The sequence below is a fragment of the Actinomadura sp. B10D3 genome, assembly GCF_039871695.1.
GTDB classification, from domain to species: Bacteria; Actinomycetota; Actinomycetes; order Streptosporangiales; family Streptosporangiaceae; genus Spirillospora; species Spirillospora madurae.
Genome location: NZ_JBDPLY010000002.1, coordinates 490,464 through 512,924, shown reverse-complemented (window position 1 = coordinate 512,924; position 22,461 = coordinate 490,464). Strand labels below are relative to the sequence as shown.

The following is a 22,461-nucleotide window of genomic DNA, read 5'->3' as shown; positions in this document are numbered from 1 at the left end:
CATCTGAAGGAAGAACGTAATCCCATCCCCGCCCCGCGGGGCCGATAGGCTCCTGACCAGACATGGACAGCCTGGAGATCCGCCCGCTCACCGCCCGGTCCGTCGTCCTGAGCACGCTGCTCGGCGTTCACCCGCCCCGGCTCCCCGCCCGGTACCTCGTCCGCGTCGGCGAGCTGTTCGGCATCGCGGAGGGGACGATCCGGGTCGCGCTCTCCCGGATGGTCACCGCGGGCGACCTCGTCCAGTCCGGCGGCACCTACGCCCTCACCGAGCGGCTCCTCGAACGCCAGGCCCGCCAGGACGAGGCCCGCCTCCCCCCGACCCGGCCCTGGGACGGCACCTGGGAGATCGCCGTCATCACCGCCGAGCGCCGTCCCGCCGCCGACCGCGCCGCGCTCCGCCAGGCCATGTCGACGCTCCGGCTCGCCGAACTCCGCGAGGGCACCTGGCTGCGCCCGGCCAACCTGACCCGGCCGCGGCCCGGCCCGGTCGTCCGCCAGTGCACCTTCCTCGTCGGCCGCCCCGAAGAGGACCCGGCGACCCTGGCCGCCGCCCTCTGGGACCTGGACGCCTGGACGGCCGAGGCCGGCGCCCTCAGCACGGCCCTCGCCGGCGCGACCACGATCGCCGAGCGCTTCACCTACGCCGCCGCCATCCTGCGCCATCTCCTGAACGATCCCCTGCTCCCGCCGGACCTCCTCCCGGCGGGCTGGCCCGGCCCGGAACTCCGCGCCCGGTACGAGGCGTTCGAGACGGACTTCGAGCGGCTCCTCACCACCCACGTCCTCACGTAGCGCCGCCTCAGGAGCAGAGCGTGCGTTCGGCGGTCTCGGTGAGGATCCGTGCGACCTCTTCGGGCGGCCGGGAGCGGGCGGTGTGGAGGTGGTCGAAGCTGTCGAAGCTCGTCAGGAGGCAGAGGACGTCGGTGGCTTCGGCGGCGGTGACGCCGGGGCGCAGGGCGTTCGCGGCGGCCAGGCGCTGGGCCGTCTGCTCCATGCCCCGGGCACGGCGCGCCTCCAGCCTCTGGACGGCGCCGCCGACCGCGGCGGCGTCCAGCATCGCCATCGAGTGCAGGGCGCGGAGGACGTCGCGCTGTGACGCGTAGATGGCGACGACACCGCGGATGCCGCCGCGCAGGGCCTCGCGGGCGTCGGGGTGCGCGGACGCGCGGAGCATGTCCTGGAAGCCGCCGCGGTCCAGGAGGTCGGCGCCGACCGCTTCGAAGAGTCCGGCGCGCGAGCCGAAGACCTGGTAGACGGTCGGCCGCGCCACGCGTGCGAGCCGCGCTATCCGGTCGATGCTGACGGGCTCCGACGGCGCCTCGCGCAGGCGCGCGTGGACGGCGTCCAGGATGCGCCGGCGGGTCTCCTGGGCGGCCTCCGCGCGGAGGCGCTGCTCGTACTTGCGCACCATGCCGCCAGGATACCGAATTGAGTTGACAGTCTGTCTTTCAGAATACAGGCTGTTGTCTGAAAGGAGGTCGCGATGCACGTGATGATCCGGAGCAAGGTCGGGGCCGAGCATGTGGAGCGCAGCCTGGAACTGCTGCGCGAGGTCTACGCCGAGCTGGACCGGGTGCGGCCGGAGGGGCTGCGCTACGCGTCCTACCAGCTCGACGACAAGGTCACGTTCGTGGCGTTCGCGGAGATGAGCGGGCCCGAGGTGCTGCGCCCGCTGGAGGCCTTCCAGCGCTACCGCGCGGCCCTGGACGAGTTCTGCGAGGATCCGCCGGAGCTGACCATGCTGGACGAGGTGGGCTCGTACGGCTTCCGATGACCGGTCAGGCGTCCGCCGCCAGGATCTTCTCCATCTCGGCGCGGAGGGACCCGGTGATCTCGGCCGGACGCCGGCTGCGGCGGTCGACGAAGACGTGCACGAAGTGCCCCTCGGCGACGGGCGCGCCGTCCGAGTCACGGAACATGCCGACCTCCCAGCGCACGCTGGACCGGCCGAGCTTCCCGACGCGGAGCCCGACCCGGATCGCGTCCGGGAACGACACCTCGGCCTTGTACTCGCAGTGCGACTCGACGCAGAGCCCGATGGCCTCGGAGGCCGCCGGATCGAAGCCGGCGGTCCGGATCATCCACGCGTTGATGACGGTGTCCATCAGCGAGTAGTGCACGACGTTGTTGACGTGCCCGTAGACGTCGTTGTCCTTCCACCGCGTCGGGACGGTCTCCCAGTGCAGATACTCGCCGGTCATGGAGAGCAGACTAGGCGCGTCCAGAGAAGCGGCGTTCACCAGGCCGCGAGGAAGGGTTCTGAGCACGATCCCGGCCAGGTGAACGCCGCCCCTGAGCAGCGCCCGCGAGGACGCCGCCGCTCTCAGGACGTGCGGGCCGCGTCGAAGCGCGCCGTCACGTCCGTCCAGTTCACAAGGGACCAGAGCTTCTCGACGTAGTCGGGACGCACGTTGCGGTACTGCAAGTAATAGGCGTGCTCCCAGGCGTCGAAGACCAGCAGCGGGGTCGTGTTCATGCCGACGTTGCCGTGGTGGTCGTAGACCTGCTCGACGACCAGGCGCTTGCCCAAGGGCTCCCACGCGAGGACGCCCCACCCGGACCCCTGCACCGTGGACGTCGCCGCCGTGAGCTGCCCCTGGAACGCCTCGAACGTCCCGAAATGCTCGTTGATGGCCGCCGCGAGGTCCCCGTCGGGACGGTCGCCGCCGTCCGGCGACAGGTTGTCCCAGAAGATCGAGTGCAGGACGTGCCCGGACAGGTTGAACGCGAACGTCTTCTCCAGACCGACCAGCCCGCCGAACCGCTCCTTGCCGCGTGCCTCGGCGAGCCTCTCCAACGTGTCGTTGGCGCCCTTCACGTAGGCGGCGTGGTGCTTGGAGTGGTGCAGTTCCAGGATCTCGCCGGTGATCGCCGGCTCCAGGGCGGCGTAGTCGTACGGCAGGTCGGGAAGCGTGTACTCGGCCATGCGGCCACTATTGCAAATGATTTGCAGTTACGTCTAGTAGGCAACAAGATGGCCGGGGGCGTGCCTCGGCCTTCGCGCGGCTGGAAGAGACCGTCCCACCGGACGCGGCCGCCGGCGCCCAGGGCAACGAGGCCTACCTGGCCAACCTGGACACCGGCTGACCCCGCGCCGGACGGCCCGTCCCGATGCGGGGCGGGCCGTCGCGGGCGTCAGTGCCGGCGGCCTCCGCGCACCCGGGCCAGCAGCCCGCGCGCCTTGGCCTGGGTACGCGGGTCCCGGGCGAGCCGTTCCGCCCGCGCCCGCGCCTTCTGCCCTTGCGGGCTCCGCATGAAGTGCTTGATCCGGTCGATGAGAGAAGCCAACGTTCTTCCTCCTCGGCCTAGCCTTGACAGTTCAACGCATGCCCACTCCAGAAAGTTCGGAACATCGCGGGCGTACTGCATTCCTCCGCCGGCCGCCGGCCGGTCAGGGCGATGCCGCCCACTCGAGGTCGGCGATCACCTCCGAGGCCGTCACCGGGGCCAGCTCGCCGAACCTGTACGGCGCGCCCTGGAGGGGAGGATGGGAGAAGACGTCCGGAGCCGGGTCGGCGCCGATCCAGACGGCTTCGAACGTCTGGTCGCCCGATGCGCTGACATGGCCCGCGAACAGGCCGGTCTTCAGCGTGACGACGACATACCGCCCTCCCTCGACCGGCCGGACCAGGCAGTCGATTCCGCCGTCGGAGTTCACGGGCCCGCGGTGCCAGCCGCGCCGCTCCAGCCTGAGCACGTTGCCGAAGGGGACGGTCACGTTCTCGAAGCGGGTCAGCCTCCCGCCGGCCTTCTCGTCCTCGGTCAGCGCGTGCACCGTCCGTCCGAGCTGGGGGAACGGCTGCAGGATCTCGTAGTCGGCGAAGATCGTCGACCAGGCGTCCAGCGTGCCCGCGAGGTGCAGCGGGTGGGCGATGCCGACGGCGGCCTCGCCGGGCGGCGCGACGGCGGTGTCGGTGACATCGGCGAAGGTGCGGTCTTCGGCGATCCGGAACGCCGTGGCCGTGCCGCCGTGCTCGGCCAGCCATACCAGGCGCCGGGCGATGTGCCACACCAGCGGGTGCCGGACGAAGAACTCGCGGAACTCGGCGGGCGACCATCGGCGGCCCGTCGTCATCGCCAGCTCCAGGCGCTGGAGCTGAACGCCCGCGATGGCCCGGACGTCCTTCTTCAGGTCGGTGAAGCGCCGGTAGGCGGCGGATGCCAGATCGGCGTCGTCGCGCACTCCGGGTTTGGGGAGGTTCGCCCGCCGCCTGCCGTCCTCGCCGACGACATGAGGCCTCAGCATCTCGTCGAAACCGGCGGTGAACCGCCGCGGCCCGTAGTCGAGGACGAGGGTGCCGGCGGCGCCGAGGCCGAAGTCCGGGACCAGCCGGTCGCCGAGCTGCTCCCGGGTGAGGCCCCGAGCCGCCGCGATCTCGTCCACCTTGTCCTGCGCGCGCTGTTTCAGGCCCTTGTACCTGACCTTCTGGGCGATGGCGTGCACCTCGCGCAGCGCGAGATCGGTTCCGATCTCGGCGAGCACGTCGAGCCCGCGCACCGCGTGGTGGTGGCCGCCCTCTCCCGGCCAGGCGCGGATCAGGGGGACGAGCTCGCGTACGGTGTCGTCGTCCCCGAGCCGGCCGAGGGCACGGAACCGCCAGGCGTCGTCGGGGGACGCGCCGTCCTCCCGCCAGTGGCGGAACAGCGCCCGGCCGAACCCGGCCAGCGACCGCTCATCGCAGGCGTCCAGGACGCCGTCGAGGCCGGGGTCCTGCTCCCCTGACGCGGAGAGCGCCAGGAGGGTGAGCAGGTGGCGGACGGCGGGCACGGGCAGGGCGCGCTCTCCGCCGCGCAGCAGCACCTGCGGAAGGGCCGGTGCGTCCGCGGTGGAGAACTCGCGGGCCTTCTTCCGGGGCAGCAGCTCCTCCGCGTCCCCGTCCAGGAGCGTCGTCGCGAGGGCGACGGCCTGCTCGCCGTGCGGGCGGGCGGCGTCGAGCACCGCGTCCTTCCCCTCCGCGCCGGCGAGGAAGTGCAGCGCGTACTCGGCGGCCTTGCGGGCCCGCCCGGCCTTTCCGAGGGCGACCGGGAGCAGATAGGGCAGGGCCGCCCGGCCGTGGCGGGTGAACCAGGCGGCGGCGCCGTCGCGAGCCCCGGCGACGCGCAGCAGCCAGTCGGCCATCGCGCTGGCGACCTCACCGTCGAGGAACGGCAGCAGCAGCTCGGTGCCGCGGGCGGGCCTGGCTCTGGCGAAGCTCAGCGTGACGGGGAGCGCGTCGAGGCCGAAGCGGGCGATGAGGGGCCTGAGCCAATGGTCCGGTGCCCACGCGTTGCGGGTACCGAGCCCTCGGCGGTTCCAGTCGGGCCGCCACTCGCGCACTGCAGGGCGGACCAGTTCCTCGGGCCCCTTCGCCAGCATCGCGGCCTGCCAGTAGGGTTCCCGCTCGACCGGGTCGAGCGTCACGCCCGCGCGGATGTTCGCGATCCGCTTCTCCCAGGTCGCGTCCGGCGCGGCGGACGGCCGGACGGACCGGATCGTGACACCGCCTCCGCTCGGGTCGGCGATCTCCGTGCGCAGCCAGGCGTCGCGCTCACCGGGTTCCCACGCCATGGCCCGCTCTTCGGGCAGGGCCAGGCCCTTGAGGACGACCGGCTTGCGCTTCGGCTCCGGCCGCGCCCAGGGCGGGTCGACCAGGAGGCGCGGCAGTTCGTCCGCCGAGGCTTCGGGGAGGCGGCCGTCCGCCGTGATCAGCTTCTCGACGACCGCGCGGGCCTGCGCCGGGAGGTCCGGCAGGGCGCGCGCCACCGATCCGGTGTCGGCGCGCACATGGTCGGCGAGCAGCTCTTCCGCCGTGGCGTCCCCGGCCGTCACGGCCGTCGCCAGGACGCGCGTCGCCCGGATCGGAGTGCGCCGCATGGTCTCGCGCAGCGCGGCCCGCATGTGCGAGTTCCCGGCACGTTCCAGCATCAACCGGAACGTCTCGTCACCGGGCAGCCGGCCCAGCGCCTCCAGCAGGCCCTTGCGGCGCGGGGCGCTGTCGTGGTGCCGGTCGAACGCGTCGGCCATGAACGGCGCGATGGCGGGCCCCACTCCCTCGGCCAGGGTGAGGAGGTTCTCGATGTAGTAGCAGTCGGAGACGGAGATGCGCGCCTCGGTGCCCAGGATCTCCAGGTGTTCGGCCGATCCCAGGGACCGCAGCAGGAGTTCCCTCGGCATCGTGTTCGCGGGTGCGGCGCAGCGTTCGGCGACCCACTCCAGCTCGGTCGGGACGAGATAGGCGGCGACCATCCGCCTCGACGGTGTCGTGCGCAGACCGGAGAGCAGCGCGACGGCCTCCCGGTAGGCGGCGTCGTCCGCCGCGGCGAGTATCGAGCGGAGCCGCTTGGCCGCGTCGTCGCCCCAGTACCCGCGTCCCCGCAGCGAGACCACGCCGCCCTTGGCGGCGCCGTAGGGACCGCCGGCCCCGACATCGCACCGTTCGACGAAGGCGTGGACGGCGAACGCCGGCCCGTACGTCGTGATCCACGCGTCCAGGAACCGGACGGCCATCTCGCCGTTGCGGTACACCGATTCCGGGATGGCCGCGATCACCGCCGCGCCGAGCGGATCGGCCCCGCCCGCGAGGTGCTCGCGCGCCGCCGCGGCGAGGGCCGGGTCGGTGGCGCGGTGGCCGAGCGCCGTCTCGATCTCGGCCGCGTAGGGCGCCAAGAGCTCGTCCTCGCGCACGCCGGCCACCGTGATCTTCGGGCCGGGGTGTCCGCCGCGCCGGGGATGCAGATGCCGCTTCCAGGATCGCGGGATCTCCAGGGCGTCCTCGTCGGAGAGCGGGGGGCTGGATTTGATCATGCCGAGAACGTAGTGCCCGGGGGTGACACCGGTCCGGGGATCGTGCCGGGCAGACCGACGGCCCGCCCGGTCCGGGCGGGCCGTCGGTCCTCGCGGTCAGCGGCGAGGGCTGCCGCGGAGGCGGGAGAGGAGGTTGCGGGCCTTCTCTTGGTTGCGGGGGTCGTTGATGATGCGCTCCGCCCGTGCCCGCGCCTTCTGGGCCTGCGGACTTCGGGCCAGTTGCTCGGCCTTCGCCCGCGCCTTCTGGCCCTGCGGGCCGTGGGCGAACTGCTCGGCCTTGGCCCGCGCCTTCTGAGCCTGCGGGCTGTGCGCGAACTGGTCCGCCTTCGCGCGGGCCTTCTGCCCCTGCGGGCCCCGGACGAACTTCATGATCCGGTCTATGAGTGAAGCCACGTTCTGTCTCCTCCGCCTAGCGTCTCCCAGTTCAACGCGCGTCCCGGCGGGGAAGTTCGTCAGAACGCCTCGTCGAGGGTGACACTGCCCTCCACTCCGATCTGGTAGGCCGAGACCCGGCGCTCGAAAAAGTTGGACAGCTCCTGGACGTCCTGCAACTCCATGAAGGCGAACGGGTTCGCCGTGCCGTAGCGGGGCGGGAGCCCGAGGCGGACGAGACGCTGGTCGGCGACGTATTCCAGGTAGGCGCGCATGTCGCCGGCGCTCATCCCGGGCAGGCCGTCGCCGCACAGGTCGCGGGCGAAGTCGAGTTCCGCCTGGACGGCCTCCTCCAGCATCGTGGTGACCTGGGCCGTGAGGTCCGCGTCGAAGAGCTCGGGTTCCTCGGCCCGGACGGTGTCGACGACGGAGAACGCGAACTCCATGTGCATGGACTCGTCACGGAAGACCCAGTTCGTCCCCGACGCGAGACCGTTCAGCAGGCCCCGCGACCGCAGCCAGTACACGTAGGCGAAGGCACCGTAGAAGAACAGCCCCTCGATACAGGCCGCGAAGCAGATCAGGTTCAGCAGGAACGCACGGCGGTCGTCGGCGGTACGAAGTTCGTCCAGGGCGCCGAGCGAGTCGATCCAGCGGAAGCAGAACCGCGCCTTCGACCGGATGGACGGGATGTGCTCGATCGCCGCGAACGCCTTGGCGCGCTCGTCCTGGTCGGGCAGGTAGGTGTCCAGCAGGGTCAGGTAGAACTGGACGTGGACGGCCTCCTCGAAGAGCTGCCGCGACAGGTAGAGCCGTGCTTCGGGCGCGTTGACGTGCTTGTAGAGGTTGAGCACGAGGTTGTTCGCCACGATCGAGTCGCCGGTGGCGAAGAACGCGACCAGCCGGTTGACCAGGTGCAGCTCGGCGGGGGTGAGGCGCGCCAGGTCGGCCAGGTCGGACGCGAGGTCGACCTCCTCGACCGTCCACGTGTTGCGGATCGCGGCCCGGTACCGCTCGTAGAAGCCGGGATAGCGCATAGGACGCAGGGTCAGGTCCATGCCCGGGTCCAGCAGCATCGCTCGCTCGTTCACTGGCACGCCTCGCACGTCTCCGGGTTCTCCAGGGAGCAGACGGCCGCGGCGACCGTCGTCTGCGCGATCCGCGTCGCCGGACGGGACCGCAGGTAGTAGGTGGTCTTGAGCCCGCTGCGCCACGCGTAGGCGTACATCGAGGAGAGCTTGCCGATCGTCGGCGTCTCCATGAACAGGTTCAGCGAGTGCGCCTGGTCGATGTAGGGGGTGCGGCCGGCGGCCATGTCGATCAGGGCCTTCTGCGGCAGCTCCCAGGCCGTCCGGTAGAGGGCGCGCATCTCGTCCGGCAGGTCGAGCAGGCCCTGGACGGAGCCGTTCGCCTTCTTGATCGCCTCTCGGACGGCGGGCGTCCACAGCCCGAGCGCCTTCAGGTCGTCCACCAGGTAGCGGTTGATCTGCAGGAACTCGCCGGAGAGGGTCTCGCGCTTGAACAGGTTGGACACCTGCGGCTCGATGCACTCGTAGCAGCCCGCGATGGACGCGATCGTGGCCGTCGGGGCGATCGCGATCAGCAGCGAGTTGCGGAGCCCGACGTCGGCGACGCGCGCGCGGAGCGCCTCCCAGGCGTCCGGACGGGACGGCACCGCCTCCGGGAAGTGGTCCGGGTGAAGCCGGCCGCGGGCCGTCCGCGTCATGCCGTAGGCGGGCAGCGGTCCGTGCAGGGCGGCGAGGTCGGCGGACGCGGTGTAGGCGGCGAGCGCGATCTCCTCCGCGATCCGCGTGGACAGCTCGCGCGCCTCGGGCGAGTCGAACGGCAGGCGGAGCGTGAAGAACACGTCCGCGAGGCCCATCACGCCGAGACCGACCGGCCGCCACTTGCGGTTCGCCTTCTCCGCCTCCGGCGTGGGGTAGAAGCCCCTGTCGATGGTGCGGTCCAGGAACCGGACGGCGGTGCGCACGGTCGAGCGGAGCCGCTCCCAGTCGATCCCGGAGGCGTCCACGTGCGCGGCCAGGTTCACCGAGCCTAGGTTGCAGACGGCCGCCTCCCCGTCCGCGGTCACCTCAAGGATCTCGGTGCACAGGTTGGACAGGTGGACGGTCTGGCCGGGCTCGGCGGTCTGGTTGCAGGCGCGGTTGGCGGCGTCCTTGAACGTCATCCACCCGTTGCCCGTTTCCGCAAGCGTGCGCATCATCCGGCCGTAGAGCTTGCGGGCCGGGATCTGCCGGACGAACCGCCCCTCCTTCTCCGCCGCCCGGTACGCCTCGTCGAACGCCTCGCCCCAGAGGTCGGCCAGCTCGGGGACCTCCTTCGGGTCGAACAGGGACCACGTCCCGTCGGCCTCGACGCGGCGCATGAACTCGTCCGGGATCCAGTTGGCCAGGTTCAGGTTGTGGGTGCGGCGCGCGTCCTCGCCGGTGTTGTCGCGCAGTTCCAGGAACTCCTCGACGTCGGCGTGCCACGGCTCCAGGTAGACGCAGGCCGCCCCCTTGCGGCGGCCGCCCTGGTTGACGGCGGAGACGGACGCGTCGAGCGTGCGCAGCCACGGGACGATCCCGTTCGCGTGCCCGTTCGTCCCGCGGATCAGGGAGCCGCGCGACCGCACCCGCGTCCACGAGACGCCGATGCCGCCCGCGTACTTGCTGAGCCGCGCGATCTGCCCGTACCGCTCGTAGATCGACTCCAGCTCGTCCCGCGGGGAGTCGAGCAGGAAGCAGGACGACAGCTGCGGGCGGCGGGCCGCGGAGTTGAACAGCGTCGGCGAGCTGGGCAGGTACGCCAGCGTGCTGAGCAGCCCGTACAGCTCCGCGACCTCGCCAACGGTCTCGGACAACCCGCACGCGACCCGCAGAAGGAAGTGCTGCGGGCGCTCCAGCACGAGCCGCGACCGCGGATGCCGCAGCAGGTACCGGTCATAGAGCGTCCGGAGCCCGAAGTACTCGAACCGGTCATCGGCGGACTCGTCGACGAGGGCGTCCAGCGCGGACGCGTGCGCGGCGACGAACGCCGCCGGAGCGTCCGCCAGCAGGCCCTCCCGGTGCGTGGCGGCGACCGACTCGGCGAACGTCCGGACCCCCGCGGACGCGGCCTCGTCCCGGATCCGGCCGCCGAGGAGCCGGGCGGCGACCCTGGAGTAGCCGGGCTCGGCGGGCACCAGGGCGGCGGCCTCGCCGATCGCCAGGTCCCGCAGCGCGCCGGCGTCGTCGCCGCCGGCGGCCCGGACGGCGGCGAGCAGCCGTCCGGCGTCCACGCCGGGAACCCCGTCGCAGGCCGCCTCGACCTCGGCGGCGATCGGCGCCGAAGGCGGCGCGGCCAGAGCCTGTGTCACGTGCATCTCCCCTCGCAAGCCGCCTCGCGGAGGCATGCGAACGGGGACGCGGCGGCATGCCGCGCTCCGCCCCCGGCCCACCCGCGAGGCCTGGACGTGGCGATCCGGGGGCCGACCACGGACCCCGAACCGGTCGTGCGGGCAGGTCTTCGGACTCGCGGGCGCCGCCTCGAAAGGCGTCCTACTGGCCGTCGCTTCCCAGGCCGCGTGGCCCAGTGCGTGATGACGGCGGTCGTTCCCGCTCACCGCTGCGGGGCAGTCCCGGACTCGCACCGGGTTCCCTCTTACGACGCCCCCGCCGCACGTGCGGCGGGGGCGTACCAGCACGGGATTGAACCCTACATGTAGTCGACGATCTTTGCACAACCCCAAGATGTTGGGTGTGTCGCGGATTCGCCGGGTCGGATGCGCGACCCCGGCCCGGGGTGGGACGATGGTGGCGCCATGCCCCCGCCCGCCTCGCAGCCGCTGTTCAGGACCGCGCGCGCCGTGGTGTTCGCCACGGTGTGCGTCACGCTGGCGACCCTCGGGCACGTCCTGGCGAGCGGGGTGCCGGTCCCGGCCTGGTCGGCGCTGGCGGGGTTCGCGGCGGTCCTCGGCGTGACGGCGGTGCTGGCGGGCCATGAGCGCTCGCTGGCGACGATCTTCGGCGGGCTGCTCGGCGGGCAGTTCGCGCTGCACACGCTCTTCGCCGCCGCGTCCGGGCCGGCGGGGCATCACATGCCGGAGGCGCACGCCGCGATGGCCGGCGGGGCGGCCCAGGGCGGCGCCGGGAGCGGCCTCGCGATGACGCTCGCGCACTGCGTGGCCGCGCTGGTCGCGGCCTGGTGGCTGCGCCGCGGCGAGCGGGCCGCGTGGGCGCTGGCGCGGCAGGTCGCCGCGCTGGCGAACCGTCCGATCCGGCTGCTCCTGGCCCTCCTCGCCGTCGAGCCGGCCGAGCCGCCGGCGCGTCCCCGCCGGACGGCGCGAGCACCGGCCGCCATCACGGCCACCGGCCGGTCCCTGCGGCACCAGGTGGTCCGGCGGGGTCCCCCGCCGCGTTCGAGGGCGCTCGCTCACCTCTGAGCCCGAGCGCAGTACATCACCGGACGCCGCTTCCTGGCGCGTCCGGCCTTTCCCGTACGACTCGAACGGAGTTCCTCCATGCGTTTCCTTCCAGGCGCCCGGCGCGCAGGCGCCGTCGCGTCGCTCGCCTCCATGGCCGTGATCGGGTTCGCCGCGGCCGCGTCCGCGCACGTCACCGTCAACCCGAAGGCGGCCGAGCAGGGCTCGTACGCCAAGGTCTCGTTCCGCGTGCCGAACGAGCGCGACGACGCGTCCACGACCAAGGTCGTGGTGCACCTGCCCGCCGACCATCCGCTGGCGTCGGTGTCGGTCCGCCCGACCCCGGGCTGGACGGTGAAGACGAAGAAGTCCAAGCTCCCGAAGCCGATCCAGGCGCACGGCGCCGAGCTGACCGAGGCGATCACGGAGATCACCTGGTCGGGGGGCGAGATCGAGCCCGGCCGGTTCCAGGAGTTCGACGTCTCGCTCGGACCGCTGCCCACCGACACCGGCCAGCTCGTCTTCAAGGCCGACCAGACCTACACGGGCGGCGAGGTCGTCAAGTGGGAGGAGCCTCCGGCCGAGGGGGCCGCGGAGCCGGAGCACCCGTCGCCGGTCCTGAAGCTGCTCCCCGAGGGCACCGCGACCGGAACCGGCCTGAGCGCCCAGGTGAAGCCCGTCTCGGCGAGCGGGCCCGCGGCGTCCGCCGATGACGGGACGGCGCGGCTGCTCGGCGGCGCCGGCCTCGCGGTGGGCGTGATCGGCATCGGCGTCGGCGCGTACGGCGTGACCAGGGCGCGGAGCCGGGCATGACCCGGGCGGCGCTCCGGGTCACCGCGGGCACCGCGGCCGCCGGGACGGTGCTCGCGCTCACCGCGCCCCCCGCCTCGGCGCACGCCGCGCTCACCGGCGCCAGCCCGGCGAAGGACGCGACGGTCGCGGCGCCGTCGGAGATCGTCCTCACCTACTCCGATCCGATCCGGCTGCCGCGCGTCGTGCTGACGGACGCCGCGGACCGGCAGTATCAGGCGGGGCCGCCCCGCGCGGTCGACAACAAGGTCACGCAGGCGGTCACCGGGGCGCTGCCCAACGGCGAGTACACGGTGGGCTGGCGTGTCGTGTCGGCGGACGGCCACCCCGTGAGCGGCTCCTACGCGTTCACCGTGCGGGGGTCATCGGGCGGCGCCCGGCCCGCCGCGCCGGCGCCGTCCGCGACGAAGGCCGCGTCCGCGCAGGAGTCGGGCGGGTCGTCGGGCTGGCTCTGGATCGGCCTGATCGCGCTGGTCCTGGCGGCGGCGGCCGGCGTGGTCGCCTGGCTCCGCCGCTCCTCCGCCCCCGCGGACTGACCCACCGCCTTCCGGTCGGGTGATTACAGGATTACGGTGATTACCCGACCGGAGGCACGTGGGGGCCGTCATGATCGTCGAGTACATCCGCTACAGCATCGATGAACGCGGCCGACGAGACCGGCCTCCCGGACGACCCGGAGTTCCGCGCCGCGTTCGCGTCCTACATCGAGTGGGGGACGCGCATCGCGCTCGCCAACTCCCAGCCGGACGCCAAGCCGCCCCTGGAAGCGCCCATGCCGCACTGGGGCTGGGGCGTCGCGCCGCCCTACATCCGGTAGTAGTAGCCTGCATCGCGTTCCTGCGACGAGGGAGGTTGATGAATATGGCCCGCGCGGCCCTTCGTCAGCATGCCCTTGTCCGGTGCGCGCGCCGTTGAGCGCGGCCCGGACGTCCAGTTCGAGCAGGAGCCACGCTTGTCTTCATCCGACCTGATCACCGATCGTCTCGTCCTGCGCCCGTGGACCGCGGCCGAGGTCGCCGCCGTCGTCGACGGCCTGCGGCAGGCCCACTGGGCGGACGACTTCCCCGCCGAGGGCGACCGCGTCATCGCCGGCGTGATCGCCCGCGACCCGGACGCGCTCGGCGCGTACGGCCAGCGGCAGATCATCGAGCGGTCCACCGGGCTGGTCGTCGGCGCCATCGGCCTGTTCTGGCCGCCCGGCGACGGCCGCGTCGAGTTCGGCTACGGCGTCGTGGAGTCCCGGCGGGGCCGCGGCTACGCCAGCGAGGCCGCCCGCGCCATCGTGGCGTTCGCCCTGGCCGCGCCTGACGTGGACACGGTCGTCGCGACCGTGGAGCTGGCGAACCCGGCGTCCGCCCGGGTGCTGGAGAACGCCGGCCTGCGCCGCGTCACCACCGGCGCGGAGACGGCCGAGTACGCCACCGACTGATCCTTCGCAGCACCGAACGTGCCGTCCTCCCACGGGGAGGGCGGCACGTTCACGTTTCCGGGCACGGTTGACAGATCGCGCTAGCTCACTAACACTTCCTACTCTACTAGTGATTGGTGGTGGGGTGTCGTGGCGGTCGTCCTGGCCCGGCTCGGGCGCTTCTGTTTCCGGCGGCGCAGGCTCGTCGTCCTGCTGTGGGCCGGGCTGCTCGTCCTCAGCGTGTCCGGCGCGGCCCTCCTGTCGGAGCCGGCACCCGACGCCTTCTCGGTCCCCGGCACCGAGGCGCAACGCGCGAACGACCTGGTCGCGGAGCGGTTCCCGCAGGCCGCGGCCGGTGGGGCGTCCGCCCGCGTCGTGTTCGCGGTCCCGGCCGGACGGTCGCTGACCGCCCCCGCGACCCGGGCCGCCGTCGAGCAGGCCGTCGCCCGGATGGAGGCCGCGCCGAAGGTCGCCGAGGTCGCCTCCCCCTACGCCCGGCACACCGTCTCGCCCGACGGCCGCGTCGCGCTCGCGGAGGTCGCCTACCGCGTCCGGGCCACGGAGCTGACCGGCGCGGAACGCGACGCGCTGCGCGAGGCCGCCGCCGTCCCGGGCGTCCGCACGGAGCTGAGCGGCGACGCCGTCGCGCCCCCCGAGGAGGGCGCGGGCGAGCTGCTCGGCGTGGTGGCCGCCGCGGTCGTCCTGCTGGTCACGCTCGGCTCTCTCGTCGCGGCGGGGCTGCCGCTGCTCACGGCCGCCGTCGGCATCGTCATCGGGCTGTCGGCGATCGGCGCCGCGTCCGGGTTCGTGGAACTGAGCTCCGACATCCTGGCGCTCGCGCTCATGCTCGGCCTCGCCGTCGCGATCGACTACGCGCTGTTCATCATCTCCCGCTACCGCGAGGAGGTCCTGGACGGCCGGGAGCCCGCCGACGCGGCGGGCCGGGCCACCGGCACCGCCGGATCCGCCGTGGTGTTCGCCGGTCTGACGGTCGTCATCGCGCTGGCCGGGCTCGCCGTCGTGAACATCCCCATCCTGACCAAACTCGGGCTCGCCGCCGCGTTCACCGTGGCCGTCGCGGTGCTGGTCGCGCTCACGCTGCTCCCGGCCCTGCTCGGGTTCGCGGGCCGCCGCGCGCCGGCCCGCCGCCGTCCCGGCGGCTCCGCCGGGCTGCGCTGGGGGCGGTTCGTCACCTCCCACCCCGTCCCGGTGCTGGTCGTGGCCGTGGCGGGGCTGCTCGCGGCGGCGACGCCCGCGCTCGGGCTGCGGCTCGGATTCCCCGACGACGGCACCGCCCCTCCCGGGACGACCCAGCGCCAGGCCTACGACCTGCTCGCGGACGGGTTCGGCCCCGGGATCAACGGGCCGCTGACCCTGGTCGTGCAGGCCGAGGGCGACACGAAGGCCGCCGCCGAGCGCGTCGCGACGACGGTCAGCGCCCTGGACGGCGTCGCCGCGGTCGACCCGCCCGTGGTGAGCCCGGCCGGCGACACCGCGCTGGTCGGCGTCGTCCCCGACACCGGGCCGACGGCCGAGGCCACCGAGGACCTCATCCACACCATCCGCGACCGCTCCTGGGACGGGACGACCGTCGCGGTCACCGGGCAGACCGCGATCGACATCGACACGTCCGGGAAGCTCGCCGGCGCGCTCGTCCCCTACCTCGCGGTCGTCGTCGGCCTCGCGTTCCTGCTGCTGACGCTGGTGTTCCGCTCGCTCCTGGTGCCGCTGAAGGCCACGCTCGGCTTCCTGCTCAGCGTGGCCGCCACGTTCGGCGCGGTCGTCGCCGTGTTCCAGGAGGGCCGGCTGGAGGGACCGCTCGGCGTCCACGCCTCCGGCGTGATCGTCAACGTGCTGCCGGTCATGCTGATCGGCATGGTGTTCGGGCTGGCCATGGACTACCAGGTCTTCCTCGTCACCCGGATGCGCGAGGAGCACGTCCGCGGCGCCTCACCCACCGGCGCCGCCGTCGCCGGGCTGGCGCACGGCGCCCGCGTCGTCACCGCCGCCGCGATCATCATGGTCTGCGTGTTCGCCGGGTTCCTGCTGTCCGCGACGCCGATGGTGCAGTCGTTCGGCTTCGCGCTGGCCGCCGCCGTGCTCTTCGACGCGTTCCTCGTCCGCATGACGGTCGTCCCCGCCGTGATGGCGCTGCTCGGCCGCGCCGGCTGGTGGCTGCCCGCCCGCCTCGCCCGCGTCCTGCCGCACGTGGACGTGGAGGGCGAGCGGCTCCGGGACGCCCCGGCGGAGGTGACAGTAGGCTCCTCGGTCGGGACGAGGTAGCGAAAGGGCCGAGGATGCCGCCGAAGCAGGGCCTGCGAGAGCTGAAGAAGGCGAGGACCCGGGCCGCGATCCAGCGCGAGGCCCTGCGGCTGTTCCGCGAGCGCGGCTACGAGGCCACGACCGTCGAGCAGATCGCGCAGGCCGCCGAGGTCGCGCACACCACCGTCTTCCGCTACTTCCCGACCAAGGAGGACCTCGTCATCAGCGACGAGGCCGATCCCCTGATCTTCGCGTCGCTGCGCGCCCAGCCGCCGGAGCTGACCCCGGTCCAGGCCCTGCGCGCCGCGCTGCGGGACGTCCTCGGCGGGTTCACCTCCGAGGACCTCGCCGCGGGACGCGACCGGGCCGTCCTCATCCTGTCCGTCCCCGCGCTGCGCGGCGCCGCGTTCGCCAACTTCGTCGACACGATGCGCACGGTGACCGCCATCCTCGCCGAGCGGGAGGGCCGCGCCCCCGGCGACGTCCGCACCCTCATCGGCGCGGCCTTCGGCATCATGCTCGACGTCATGCTCCGCTGGGAGGAGGACCCGTCGCTGGACCTCCTCGCGGCCATCGACGACGCCCTCGCCACCCTCGGCCCCATCGACTGACCGAGCCGGCCGGCCGGTACTCAAGGAGCGAACGCGCGAAGGGTCGCCTCCACCAGCGCGTCGGCGTACTCCGGGGTGAGCGGCCCGGCACGGTGCAGCCAGCGCTGGTGGAGCGGGGCGTACAGGAACTCCAGCACCAGGTCGAGGTCGGCGTCGTCCGCCAACTGCCCCGCGCGCTGCGCTTTCCGCAGCCGCTCCTTCTTGCCCTCGTCGACCGGGCCGGCGAGCTTCTCCCGGTAGAGGGCGGCCAGCGCGGGGTCGCCGATGATCTCCAGGTTGAGCGCTCTGATCGGCGCCTCGAACGCCGGGTCGGCGAACTCGGCGACGGTCGCCCGCATGACGGTCTTGAGGTCGGCCTCGAGGTCACCGGTGTCGGGCAGCCGCACCCCGTCCCCGCCCTCGCTCAGCTCCAGGAACGAGTCGAAGATCACCGCGCCCTTGGACGGCCACCAGCGGTAGATCGTCTGCTTGCCCACCCCGGCACGGGCGGCGATGGCCTCGATGGACACCTTCGCGTACCCGAGCTCGGAGACCAGTTCGCGCGCGGCGCCCAGGACGGCCCGCCGGGACCGCTCGCTCCGCCGGGCGGGATCCGGCCTTCTGGGTTGCGACACGTCCGGGAGCCTATCACCGTGCCGAGACGAGACGATCCGTCTTGCCAAAGCCGGCGGCGCCGCCTAGAGTGCGAAGGCAGCGAGACGAAACGTCTCGTCTAGCCACAGACGGAAGGACATCACATGACGACCGCCCGAGTGTGGTTCATCACCGGCGCGTCGCGGGGCCTGGGCAGGGCCCTCGCCGAGGCGGCGCTCGCCGCCGGAGACCGCGTCGTCGCCGCGGCGCGCGACCTCACGCCTCTCGCGGATCTGGCCGCCGCCCACCCGGACGGCCTCGTCCGGCTCACGCTGGACGTCACCGACCGCGAGGCGGTACGGCGGGTCGTGGACGAGGCGGCCGCGGCGTTCGGCCGCCTCGACATCGTCGTCAACAACGCGGGCGCCATGCTGCTCGGCATGGTCGAGGAGGCGACCGAGGAGCAGATCCGCGCCCAGTTCGACGTCAACTTCTTCGGCGCGGTCTGGGTGACCCAGGCCGTGGTGCCGCACCTGCGCGCGCAGGGCTCCGGCCACATCCTGCAGGTCACCACGATGGGGACCGGCGGCGGGGTCGCGTCGGCCGGTTTCTACGCGGGGAGCAAGTCCGCGCTCGACTCGCTGGGCCAGGCGCTGGCGATGGAGGTCGCGCCGTTCGGGATCAAGGTGACGATCGTGCAGCCCGGCGGGTACGGCACGGACCTGTTCACGCGCGGCCTGACGATGGCGGAGCCGCGCCCGGAGTACGAGCCGCTGCGCGCCCGGCTCGCCGAGATGTGGGGCGACGACGCCGGCCCCGACCCGAGCACCGCGACCCCGGTGCTCCTGGACCTGGTCGACCTGCCCGAACCACCGCTGCGCCTGATCGTCGGCGGCACCTCCTACGACCTCGTCCAGCAGATGACCGAGGCCCGCACCGCGGAGTACCAGGCCTGGGAGCACCTCAGCCGCAAGGCGCCGGGCTGAGTCGGAGCAGGGCGCGTGCGCCGGAATCGGTGTCGACGGTGAGGGCGTCCCAGGCCCGCCTTGACTGTCAGTGTGGAATGGTCACTGGGCGTCGTTGACCCGGCGTGTGAACCTGATCGCAAGCATTCCGGCTCCGCGACGGACAACGAGGTCTCCCCATGACAAAGACGCCGCTATGCACCAATTCAGGGAGAGTGAGAATAATGCCCCTCAGGCCCGGTCGGCATGGCGTGCCGTGCGACGCGCGGACGCGGCTGCCCGAGCGGGGGGCGCTCGCCGAGGCCATGAGGGGACGGCCGTGAGCGTTCCCGAGCACGAGGCGCCGGGCGCCGAGTCGTACGTCCGGTTGAAGGCCCTGGGCATGCACCTCACGGCGCACGGCTTCACCGTCGAGTCCGTGGCCGGAGGGCTGGTCGTCCGCAACGAGACGTCCACCGCGCGGAGCGTCTGCGGGGAGCGGGGCGGGTCCGGCGACACGATCACCTGCCGCCCGCACGACGGGGACGAAGGGCGCTACTGGTACTACACGTCCTGGCGGCAGCCCATCGCCGAGGCCGAGCGCATCACCGACGCCCTGGTGGTGATCAAGGGATACCTCGGGACCCCCGCATGACGGCCGGCGACGGGCCCGGCGCCTGCTCGAACTGCTCGCCGACGGGCGGGGTCACCCGTCACACTTTTCGGACAAAGCAGTAAAGCAGCATCGAAGCACGGCGGTGCACGACGGCGGGCCGGGTTCCCGAAACCGCATCGGCCGGACCCGGGGCAAACGGGTGACCACAGGGGGCACTCGCCGCGGTCGACGTTCGTCACGAGCGGGTAAGACCACTCCTGCCACCCCCGTTCGGGGGTGGCGTAGGTCACTCGGATGGCCAACGATCCTTCTGACCGGGTGTCCGTGGCTGCTACGAGGAGAGACCATGCCCGCAGTCGAGTTCCGGGCGGCGCGCGACTTCCTGCTCGCGCACCGCGACGACTACGCGACGGCCTACGAGAAGTTCCGCTGGCCGGTGCTGACCGGCTTCAACTGGGCGCTCGACTGGTTCGACAAGATCGCCCAGGGGAACGACTCGCCCGCGCTGTGGATCGTCGAGGAGGACGGCTCCGAGGCGAAGTACTCGTTCGCGCAGATGGCGCGGCGGTCCAACCAGGCGGCGAACCTGCTGCGCCGGGCGGGCGTGCGGCGCGGCGACCGGATCATCCTGATGCTCGGCAACCAGGTGGAGCTGTGGGAGACGGTCCTGGCCGCGATGAAGATCGGCGCGGTCCTGATCCCGTGCACGCCGCTGCTCGGCACCGCCGACCTCCAGGACCGGCTGACCCGCGGCAAGGCCCGGTACGTGGTGGTGGGCTCGGCCGACACCGGGAAGTTCGACGGCGTCGAGGGCGACTACACCGGGATCGCCGTGGGCGAGCCGGCGGAGGGGTGGCTGCGGTACGCCGACGCCTACGAGGAGGCCGAGACCTTCACCCCGTACGGGCTGACGATGTCGCGGGACACCCTGCTCCTCTACTTCACGTCCGGGACGACGGCGCAGCCGAAGCTGGTCGAGCACACGCACGCGTCGTACCCGGCGGGCCACCTGTCGACGATGTACTGGATCGGCCTGCGGCCCGGGGACGTCCACCTGAACATCTCGTCGCCGGGCTGGGCGAAGCACGCGTGGAGCAACATCTTCGCGCCGTGGGACGCCGAGGCGTGCGTGTTCATCTACAACTACACGCGGTTCGACCCCGACCGGCTGCTCGACACCCTGGAGCGGTGCGGCGTGACGAGCTTCTGCGCGCCGCCGACCGTGTGGCGGATGCTGATCCAGGCCGACCTCGGGCGGCTCGGCACCCCGCCGCGCGAGGTGGTCGCGGCCGGGGAGCCGCTGAACCCCGAGGTGATCGAGCGGGTGCGGGACGCGTGGGACCGGACGATCCGCGACGGGTTCGGGCAGACCGAGACGACCGTCCAGATCGCCAACACGCCCGGCCAGCCGGTCAAGCCGGGCTCGATGGGACGCCCCGTGCCGGGCTACCAGGTGGTGCTGGTCGACCCGCTGACCGGGGAGCCCGCGGACGAGGGGGAGATCTGCCTCGACCTGGAGGACCGGCCGCTCGGCCTGATGACCGGCTACCACGGCGACGAGGAGCGCACGGACGAGGCGATGGCCGGCGGCCTGTACCGCACCGGCGACATCGGCTCCCGCGACGAAGACGGATACATCACCTATGTCGGACGTGCCGATGACGTGTTCAAGGCGTCCGACTACAAGATCTCGCCGTTCGAGCTGGAGAGCGTGCTGATCGAGCACGAGGCGGTCGCGGAGGCCGCGGTCGTGCCGTCGCCCGACCCGGTCCGGGCGGCCGTCCCGAAGGCCTACGTCACGCTCGCCAACGGCTGGGAGCCGACCGCCGAGACGGCCAGGGCGATCTTCGCGCACAGCCGGGCGCAGCTGTCCCCGTACAAGCGGGTGCGGCTGCTGGAGTTCGGCGAGCTGCCGAAGACGATCTCCGGGAAGATCCGCCGGGTCGAGCTGCGGACGAGCGAGCTCGGCAAGCACGCCGGTCCGGACGACCGGCCCGAGGGCGAGTTCCGGGAGGAGGACCTGCGATGACACTCTCCTACGCATCGGGCGTATCGACCACCCCCCTGCTCGGTGACACCATCGGCGCGAACCTCGACAGGACGGTCGCCGCGTTCTCCGAGCGGGACGCGCTCGTCGACCGGGCGTCCGGCCGCCGCTGGACGTACGAGCAGTTCCTGGACGACGTGGAGGCCGTCGCGGTCGGCCTCCACGACCTCGGTGTGGTCAAGGGCGACCGGGTCGGGATCTGGGCGCCGAACTGCGCGGAGTGGATGCTCGTCCAGTACGCGACGGCCAAGCTCGGCGCGATCCTCGTCAACATCAACCCCGCCTACCGGGTGCACGAGCTGGAGTTCGTCCTCAACCAGGCGGGCATCCGGACGCTGGTGGCGGCGGCGTCGTTCAAGACGTCCGACTACGCGGCGATGATCGAGCAAGTGCGCCCGAAGTGCGCCGCGCTGCGGGACGTCCTGCTCATCGGCACCCCCGAGTGGGACGCGCTCGTCGAGGCGGGCCAGGCGGGCGACCCGGCCGTCCTGGTCGAGATCGGGCGGACGCTCACCGCCGACGACCCGATCAACATCCAGTACACGTCCGGGACGACGGGCTTCCCCAAGGGCGCGACGCTGTCGCACCACAACATCCTGAACAACGGGTTCTTCGTCGGCGAGCTGTGCGGCTACGACGAGGAGGACCGTATCTGCGTCCCCGTCCCCTTCTACCACTGCTTCGGCATGGTGATGGGCAACCTGGCGTCGACGAGCCACGGCGCGTGCGTGGTGATCCCGGCGCCGGCGTTCGACCCGAAGGCGACGCTGGAGGCGGTCGCGGCCGAGCGCTGCACGTCGCTGTACGGGGTCCCGACGATGTTCATCGCCGTCCTGAACGAGCCGTCGCTGGACGGGCTCGACCTCTCCACCCTGCGGACCGGGATCATGGCCGGGTCGCCGTGCCCGGTCGAGGTGATGAAGCAGGTCATCGACCGGCTCGGGATGAGCGAGGTCGCGATCTGCTACGGCATGACGGAGACGTCGCCGGTGTCGACGCAGACCCGCGCGGGCGACTCGCTCGGCCGGCGGGTGTCCACGGTCGGGACCGTGCTGCCGCACCTGGAGATCAAGGTGGCCGACCCGGAGACGGGCGTGACCGTCCCGCGCGGGGTGCCCGGCGAGTTCTGCACGCGCGGCTACTCGGTGATGCTCGGCTACTGGGAGCAGCCCGACAAGACGGCCGAGGCCATCGACGCCGCCCGCTGGATGCACACCGGCGACCTCGCCGTGATGGACGGCGACGGCTACGTCAACATCACCGGCCGGATCAAGGACATGGTGATCCGGGGCGGCGAGAACATCTACCCGCGCGAGATCGAGGAGTTCCTCTACACCCACCCCGACATCGTGGACGCGCAGGTCATCGGCGTGCCTGACGAGAAGTACGGCGAGGAGCTGATGGCGTGGGTGCGGCTGCGCGAGGGCGTGCCGGGCCTGACCGCCGGCGAGCTGCGCGCGTTCTGCGAGGGCAAGCTGGCGCACTACAAGATCCCGCGCTACGTGCACGTCGTGGACGAGTTCCCGATGACGGTCACCGGGAAGATCCGCAAGGTGCAGATGCGCGCCGAGGCGGTCGACATCCTCGGGCTGGAGGACGCCGCCGCGACCCGACACGCCTGACTTTCCGG

22 protein-coding genes and 1 riboswitch are annotated in these 22,461 nt (G+C 72.5%); of the genes, 13 read left to right on the top strand and 9 right to left on the bottom strand.

Features of this window, described 5'->3' with window-relative positions; genetic code table 11:
* Nucleotides 1–62: 62 nt before the first annotated feature.
* Nucleotides 63–794 carry a PaaX family transcriptional regulator C-terminal domain-containing protein gene (locus ABGB11_RS05685; protein WP_347629483.1) on the top strand — a complete coding sequence of 244 codons (732 nt, stop codon included), beginning with the start codon at nt 63–65 and terminating at the stop codon, nt 792–794.
* A 7-nt stretch (nt 795–801) separates the two neighbouring features.
* On the opposite strand, the gene ABGB11_RS05680 is transcribed toward ABGB11_RS05685, so the two are convergent.
* On the bottom strand, nt 802–1,413 hold the full coding sequence (locus ABGB11_RS05680) for a TetR/AcrR family transcriptional regulator (protein ID WP_347629481.1): 612 nt from the start codon (nt 1,411–1,413) through the stop codon (nt 802–804).
* Between the two features lie 72 nt (nt 1,414–1,485).
* Here ABGB11_RS05680 and ABGB11_RS05675 point away from each other — a divergent pair, with 72 nt between their 5' ends.
* A complete protein-coding gene (locus ABGB11_RS05675; protein ID WP_347629479.1) occupies nt 1,486–1,776 on the top strand; it encodes a hypothetical protein in 291 nt (96 codons plus the stop codon).
* A 4-nt stretch (nt 1,777–1,780) separates the two neighbouring features.
* Here ABGB11_RS05675 and ABGB11_RS05670 read toward each other — a convergent pair whose 3' ends face one another.
* From ABGB11_RS05670 to ABGB11_RS05640, 7 genes are all read right to left on the bottom strand, one after another.
* The gene (locus tag ABGB11_RS05670) at nt 1,781–2,203 is read right to left on the bottom strand and encodes a thioesterase family protein (RefSeq protein ID WP_347629477.1); all 423 of its coding nucleotides are present in this window, start codon (nt 2,201–2,203) and stop codon (nt 1,781–1,783) included.
* A gap of 122 nt (nt 2,204–2,325) precedes the next feature.
* Nucleotides 2,326–2,928, bottom strand: coding sequence for a superoxide dismutase (locus tag ABGB11_RS05665; RefSeq protein ID WP_347629475.1), 603 nt, complete (start codon nt 2,926–2,928; stop codon nt 2,326–2,328).
* A 209-nt stretch (nt 2,929–3,137) separates the two neighbouring features.
* Nucleotides 3,138–3,290 carry a hypothetical protein gene (locus ABGB11_RS05660; protein ID WP_347629473.1) on the bottom strand — a complete coding sequence of 51 codons (153 nt, stop codon included), beginning with the start codon at nt 3,288–3,290 and terminating at the stop codon, nt 3,138–3,140.
* A gap of 103 nt (nt 3,291–3,393) precedes the next feature.
* Nucleotides 3,394–6,786: a DUF4132 domain-containing protein gene (locus ABGB11_RS05655; protein ID WP_347629471.1), complete on the bottom strand. Its 3,393-nt coding sequence runs from the start codon at nt 6,784–6,786 to the stop codon at nt 3,394–3,396.
* A gap of 96 nt (nt 6,787–6,882) precedes the next feature.
* Nucleotides 6,883–7,179: a hypothetical protein gene (locus tag ABGB11_RS05650; protein ID WP_347629469.1), complete on the bottom strand. Its 297-nt coding sequence runs from the start codon at nt 7,177–7,179 to the stop codon at nt 6,883–6,885.
* Between the two features lie 59 nt (nt 7,180–7,238).
* Nucleotides 7,239–8,249, bottom strand: a complete 1,011-nt coding sequence (locus tag ABGB11_RS05645; RefSeq protein ID WP_347629467.1) for a ribonucleotide-diphosphate reductase subunit beta — start codon at nt 8,247–8,249, stop codon at nt 7,239–7,241.
* Nucleotides 8,246–10,516: a ribonucleoside-diphosphate reductase subunit alpha gene (locus ABGB11_RS05640; protein WP_347629465.1), complete on the bottom strand. Its 2,271-nt coding sequence runs from the start codon at nt 10,514–10,516 to the stop codon at nt 8,246–8,248. Before ABGB11_RS05640 ends, ABGB11_RS05645 begins: the two co-directional genes overlap by 4 nt.
* A gap of 122 nt (nt 10,517–10,638) precedes the next feature.
* Nucleotides 10,639–10,856, bottom strand: a riboswitch (cobalamin riboswitch).
* A gap of 104 nt (nt 10,857–10,960) precedes the next feature.
* Between ABGB11_RS05640 and ABGB11_RS05635 the strand changes: the two genes are divergently transcribed.
* From ABGB11_RS05635 to ABGB11_RS05605, 7 genes are all read left to right on the top strand, one after another.
* Nucleotides 10,961–11,581, top strand: coding sequence for a hypothetical protein (locus ABGB11_RS05635; protein WP_347629463.1), 621 nt, complete (start codon nt 10,961–10,963; stop codon nt 11,579–11,581).
* Nucleotides 11,582–11,659: 78 nt separating this feature from the next.
* Nucleotides 11,660–12,373 carry a YcnI family protein gene (locus ABGB11_RS05630; protein WP_347629461.1) on the top strand — a complete coding sequence of 238 codons (714 nt, stop codon included), beginning with the start codon at nt 11,660–11,662 and terminating at the stop codon, nt 12,371–12,373.
* Nucleotides 12,370–12,906: a copper resistance CopC family protein gene (locus tag ABGB11_RS05625; protein WP_347629459.1), complete on the top strand. Its 537-nt coding sequence runs from the start codon at nt 12,370–12,372 to the stop codon at nt 12,904–12,906. The genes ABGB11_RS05630 and ABGB11_RS05625 overlap by 4 nt, the downstream gene beginning before the upstream one ends.
* A gap of 101 nt (nt 12,907–13,007) precedes the next feature.
* Complete coding sequence (locus ABGB11_RS05620) at nt 13,008–13,187, top strand: hypothetical protein (RefSeq protein ID WP_347629457.1); 180 nt, start codon at nt 13,008–13,010, stop codon at nt 13,185–13,187.
* 135 nt (nt 13,188–13,322) lie between these two features.
* Nucleotides 13,323–13,799, top strand: a complete 477-nt coding sequence (locus ABGB11_RS05615) for a GNAT family N-acetyltransferase (protein WP_347629455.1) — start codon at nt 13,323–13,325, stop codon at nt 13,797–13,799.
* A 129-nt stretch (nt 13,800–13,928) separates the two neighbouring features.
* Nucleotides 13,929–16,061: an MMPL family transporter gene (locus tag ABGB11_RS05610; RefSeq protein WP_347629453.1), complete on the top strand. Its 2,133-nt coding sequence runs from the start codon at nt 13,929–13,931 to the stop codon at nt 16,059–16,061.
* A gap of 14 nt (nt 16,062–16,075) precedes the next feature.
* A complete protein-coding gene (locus ABGB11_RS05605; RefSeq protein ID WP_347629452.1) occupies nt 16,076–16,651 on the top strand; it encodes a TetR family transcriptional regulator in 576 nt (191 codons plus the stop codon).
* Nucleotides 16,652–16,671: 20 nt separating this feature from the next.
* Here the strand turns inward: ABGB11_RS05605 and ABGB11_RS05600 are convergent, their stop codons facing one another.
* Complete coding sequence (locus ABGB11_RS05600; protein WP_347629450.1) at nt 16,672–17,265, bottom strand: TetR/AcrR family transcriptional regulator; 594 nt, start codon at nt 17,263–17,265, stop codon at nt 16,672–16,674.
* 123 nt (nt 17,266–17,388) lie between these two features.
* Between ABGB11_RS05600 and ABGB11_RS05595 the strand changes: the two genes are divergently transcribed.
* From ABGB11_RS05595 to ABGB11_RS05580, 4 genes are all read left to right on the top strand, one after another.
* Entirely contained in the window at nt 17,389–18,210 is an 822-nt protein-coding gene (locus tag ABGB11_RS05595) for an SDR family NAD(P)-dependent oxidoreductase (protein ID WP_347629448.1), read from the top strand.
* A gap of 298 nt (nt 18,211–18,508) precedes the next feature.
* On the top strand, nt 18,509–18,823 hold the full coding sequence (locus tag ABGB11_RS05590; RefSeq protein WP_347629446.1) for a hypothetical protein: 315 nt from the start codon (nt 18,509–18,511) through the stop codon (nt 18,821–18,823).
* Nucleotides 18,824–19,130: 307 nt separating this feature from the next.
* A complete protein-coding gene (locus tag ABGB11_RS05585; RefSeq protein ID WP_347629444.1) occupies nt 19,131–20,813 on the top strand; it encodes an AMP-binding protein in 1,683 nt (560 codons plus the stop codon).
* Nucleotides 20,810–22,453 carry an AMP-binding protein gene (locus ABGB11_RS05580; RefSeq protein WP_347629442.1) on the top strand — a complete coding sequence of 548 codons (1,644 nt, stop codon included), beginning with the start codon at nt 20,810–20,812 and terminating at the stop codon, nt 22,451–22,453. Before ABGB11_RS05585 ends, ABGB11_RS05580 begins: the two co-directional genes overlap by 4 nt.
* Nucleotides 22,454–22,461: the final 8 nt, after the last annotated feature.

Excerpts from the sequence above, each read along its gene's own strand:
- ABGB11_RS05685 (WP_347629483.1), top strand. The coding sequence starts at position 63 with ATGGACAGCCTGGAGATCCGCCCGCTCACCGCCCGGTCCGTCGTCCTG.
- ABGB11_RS05680 (WP_347629481.1), bottom strand. The coding sequence starts at position 1,413 with ATGGTGCGCAAGTACGAGCAGCGCCTCCGCGCGGAGGCCGCCCAGGAG.
- ABGB11_RS05675 (WP_347629479.1), top strand. The coding sequence starts at position 1,486 with ATGCACGTGATGATCCGGAGCAAGGTCGGGGCCGAGCATGTGGAGCGC.
- ABGB11_RS05670 (WP_347629477.1), bottom strand. The coding sequence starts at position 2,203 with ATGACCGGCGAGTATCTGCACTGGGAGACCGTCCCGACGCGGTGGAAG.
- ABGB11_RS05665 (WP_347629475.1), bottom strand. The coding sequence starts at position 2,928 with ATGGCCGAGTACACGCTTCCCGACCTGCCGTACGACTACGCCGCCCTG.
- ABGB11_RS05655 (WP_347629471.1), bottom strand. The coding sequence starts at position 6,786 with ATGATCAAATCCAGCCCCCCGCTCTCCGACGAGGACGCCCTGGAGATC.
- ABGB11_RS05635 (WP_347629463.1), top strand. The coding sequence starts at position 10,961 with ATGCCCCCGCCCGCCTCGCAGCCGCTGTTCAGGACCGCGCGCGCCGTG.
- ABGB11_RS05630 (WP_347629461.1), top strand. The coding sequence starts at position 11,660 with ATGCGTTTCCTTCCAGGCGCCCGGCGCGCAGGCGCCGTCGCGTCGCTC.
- ABGB11_RS05625 (WP_347629459.1), top strand. The coding sequence starts at position 12,370 with ATGACCCGGGCGGCGCTCCGGGTCACCGCGGGCACCGCGGCCGCCGGG.
- ABGB11_RS05620 (WP_347629457.1), top strand. The coding sequence starts at position 13,008 with ATGAACGCGGCCGACGAGACCGGCCTCCCGGACGACCCGGAGTTCCGC.
- ABGB11_RS05605 (WP_347629452.1), top strand. The coding sequence starts at position 16,076 with ATGCCGCCGAAGCAGGGCCTGCGAGAGCTGAAGAAGGCGAGGACCCGG.
- ABGB11_RS05595 (WP_347629448.1), top strand. The coding sequence starts at position 17,389 with ATGACGACCGCCCGAGTGTGGTTCATCACCGGCGCGTCGCGGGGCCTG.
- ABGB11_RS05585 (WP_347629444.1), top strand. The coding sequence starts at position 19,131 with ATGCCCGCAGTCGAGTTCCGGGCGGCGCGCGACTTCCTGCTCGCGCAC.
- ABGB11_RS05580 (WP_347629442.1), top strand. The coding sequence starts at position 20,810 with ATGACACTCTCCTACGCATCGGGCGTATCGACCACCCCCCTGCTCGGT.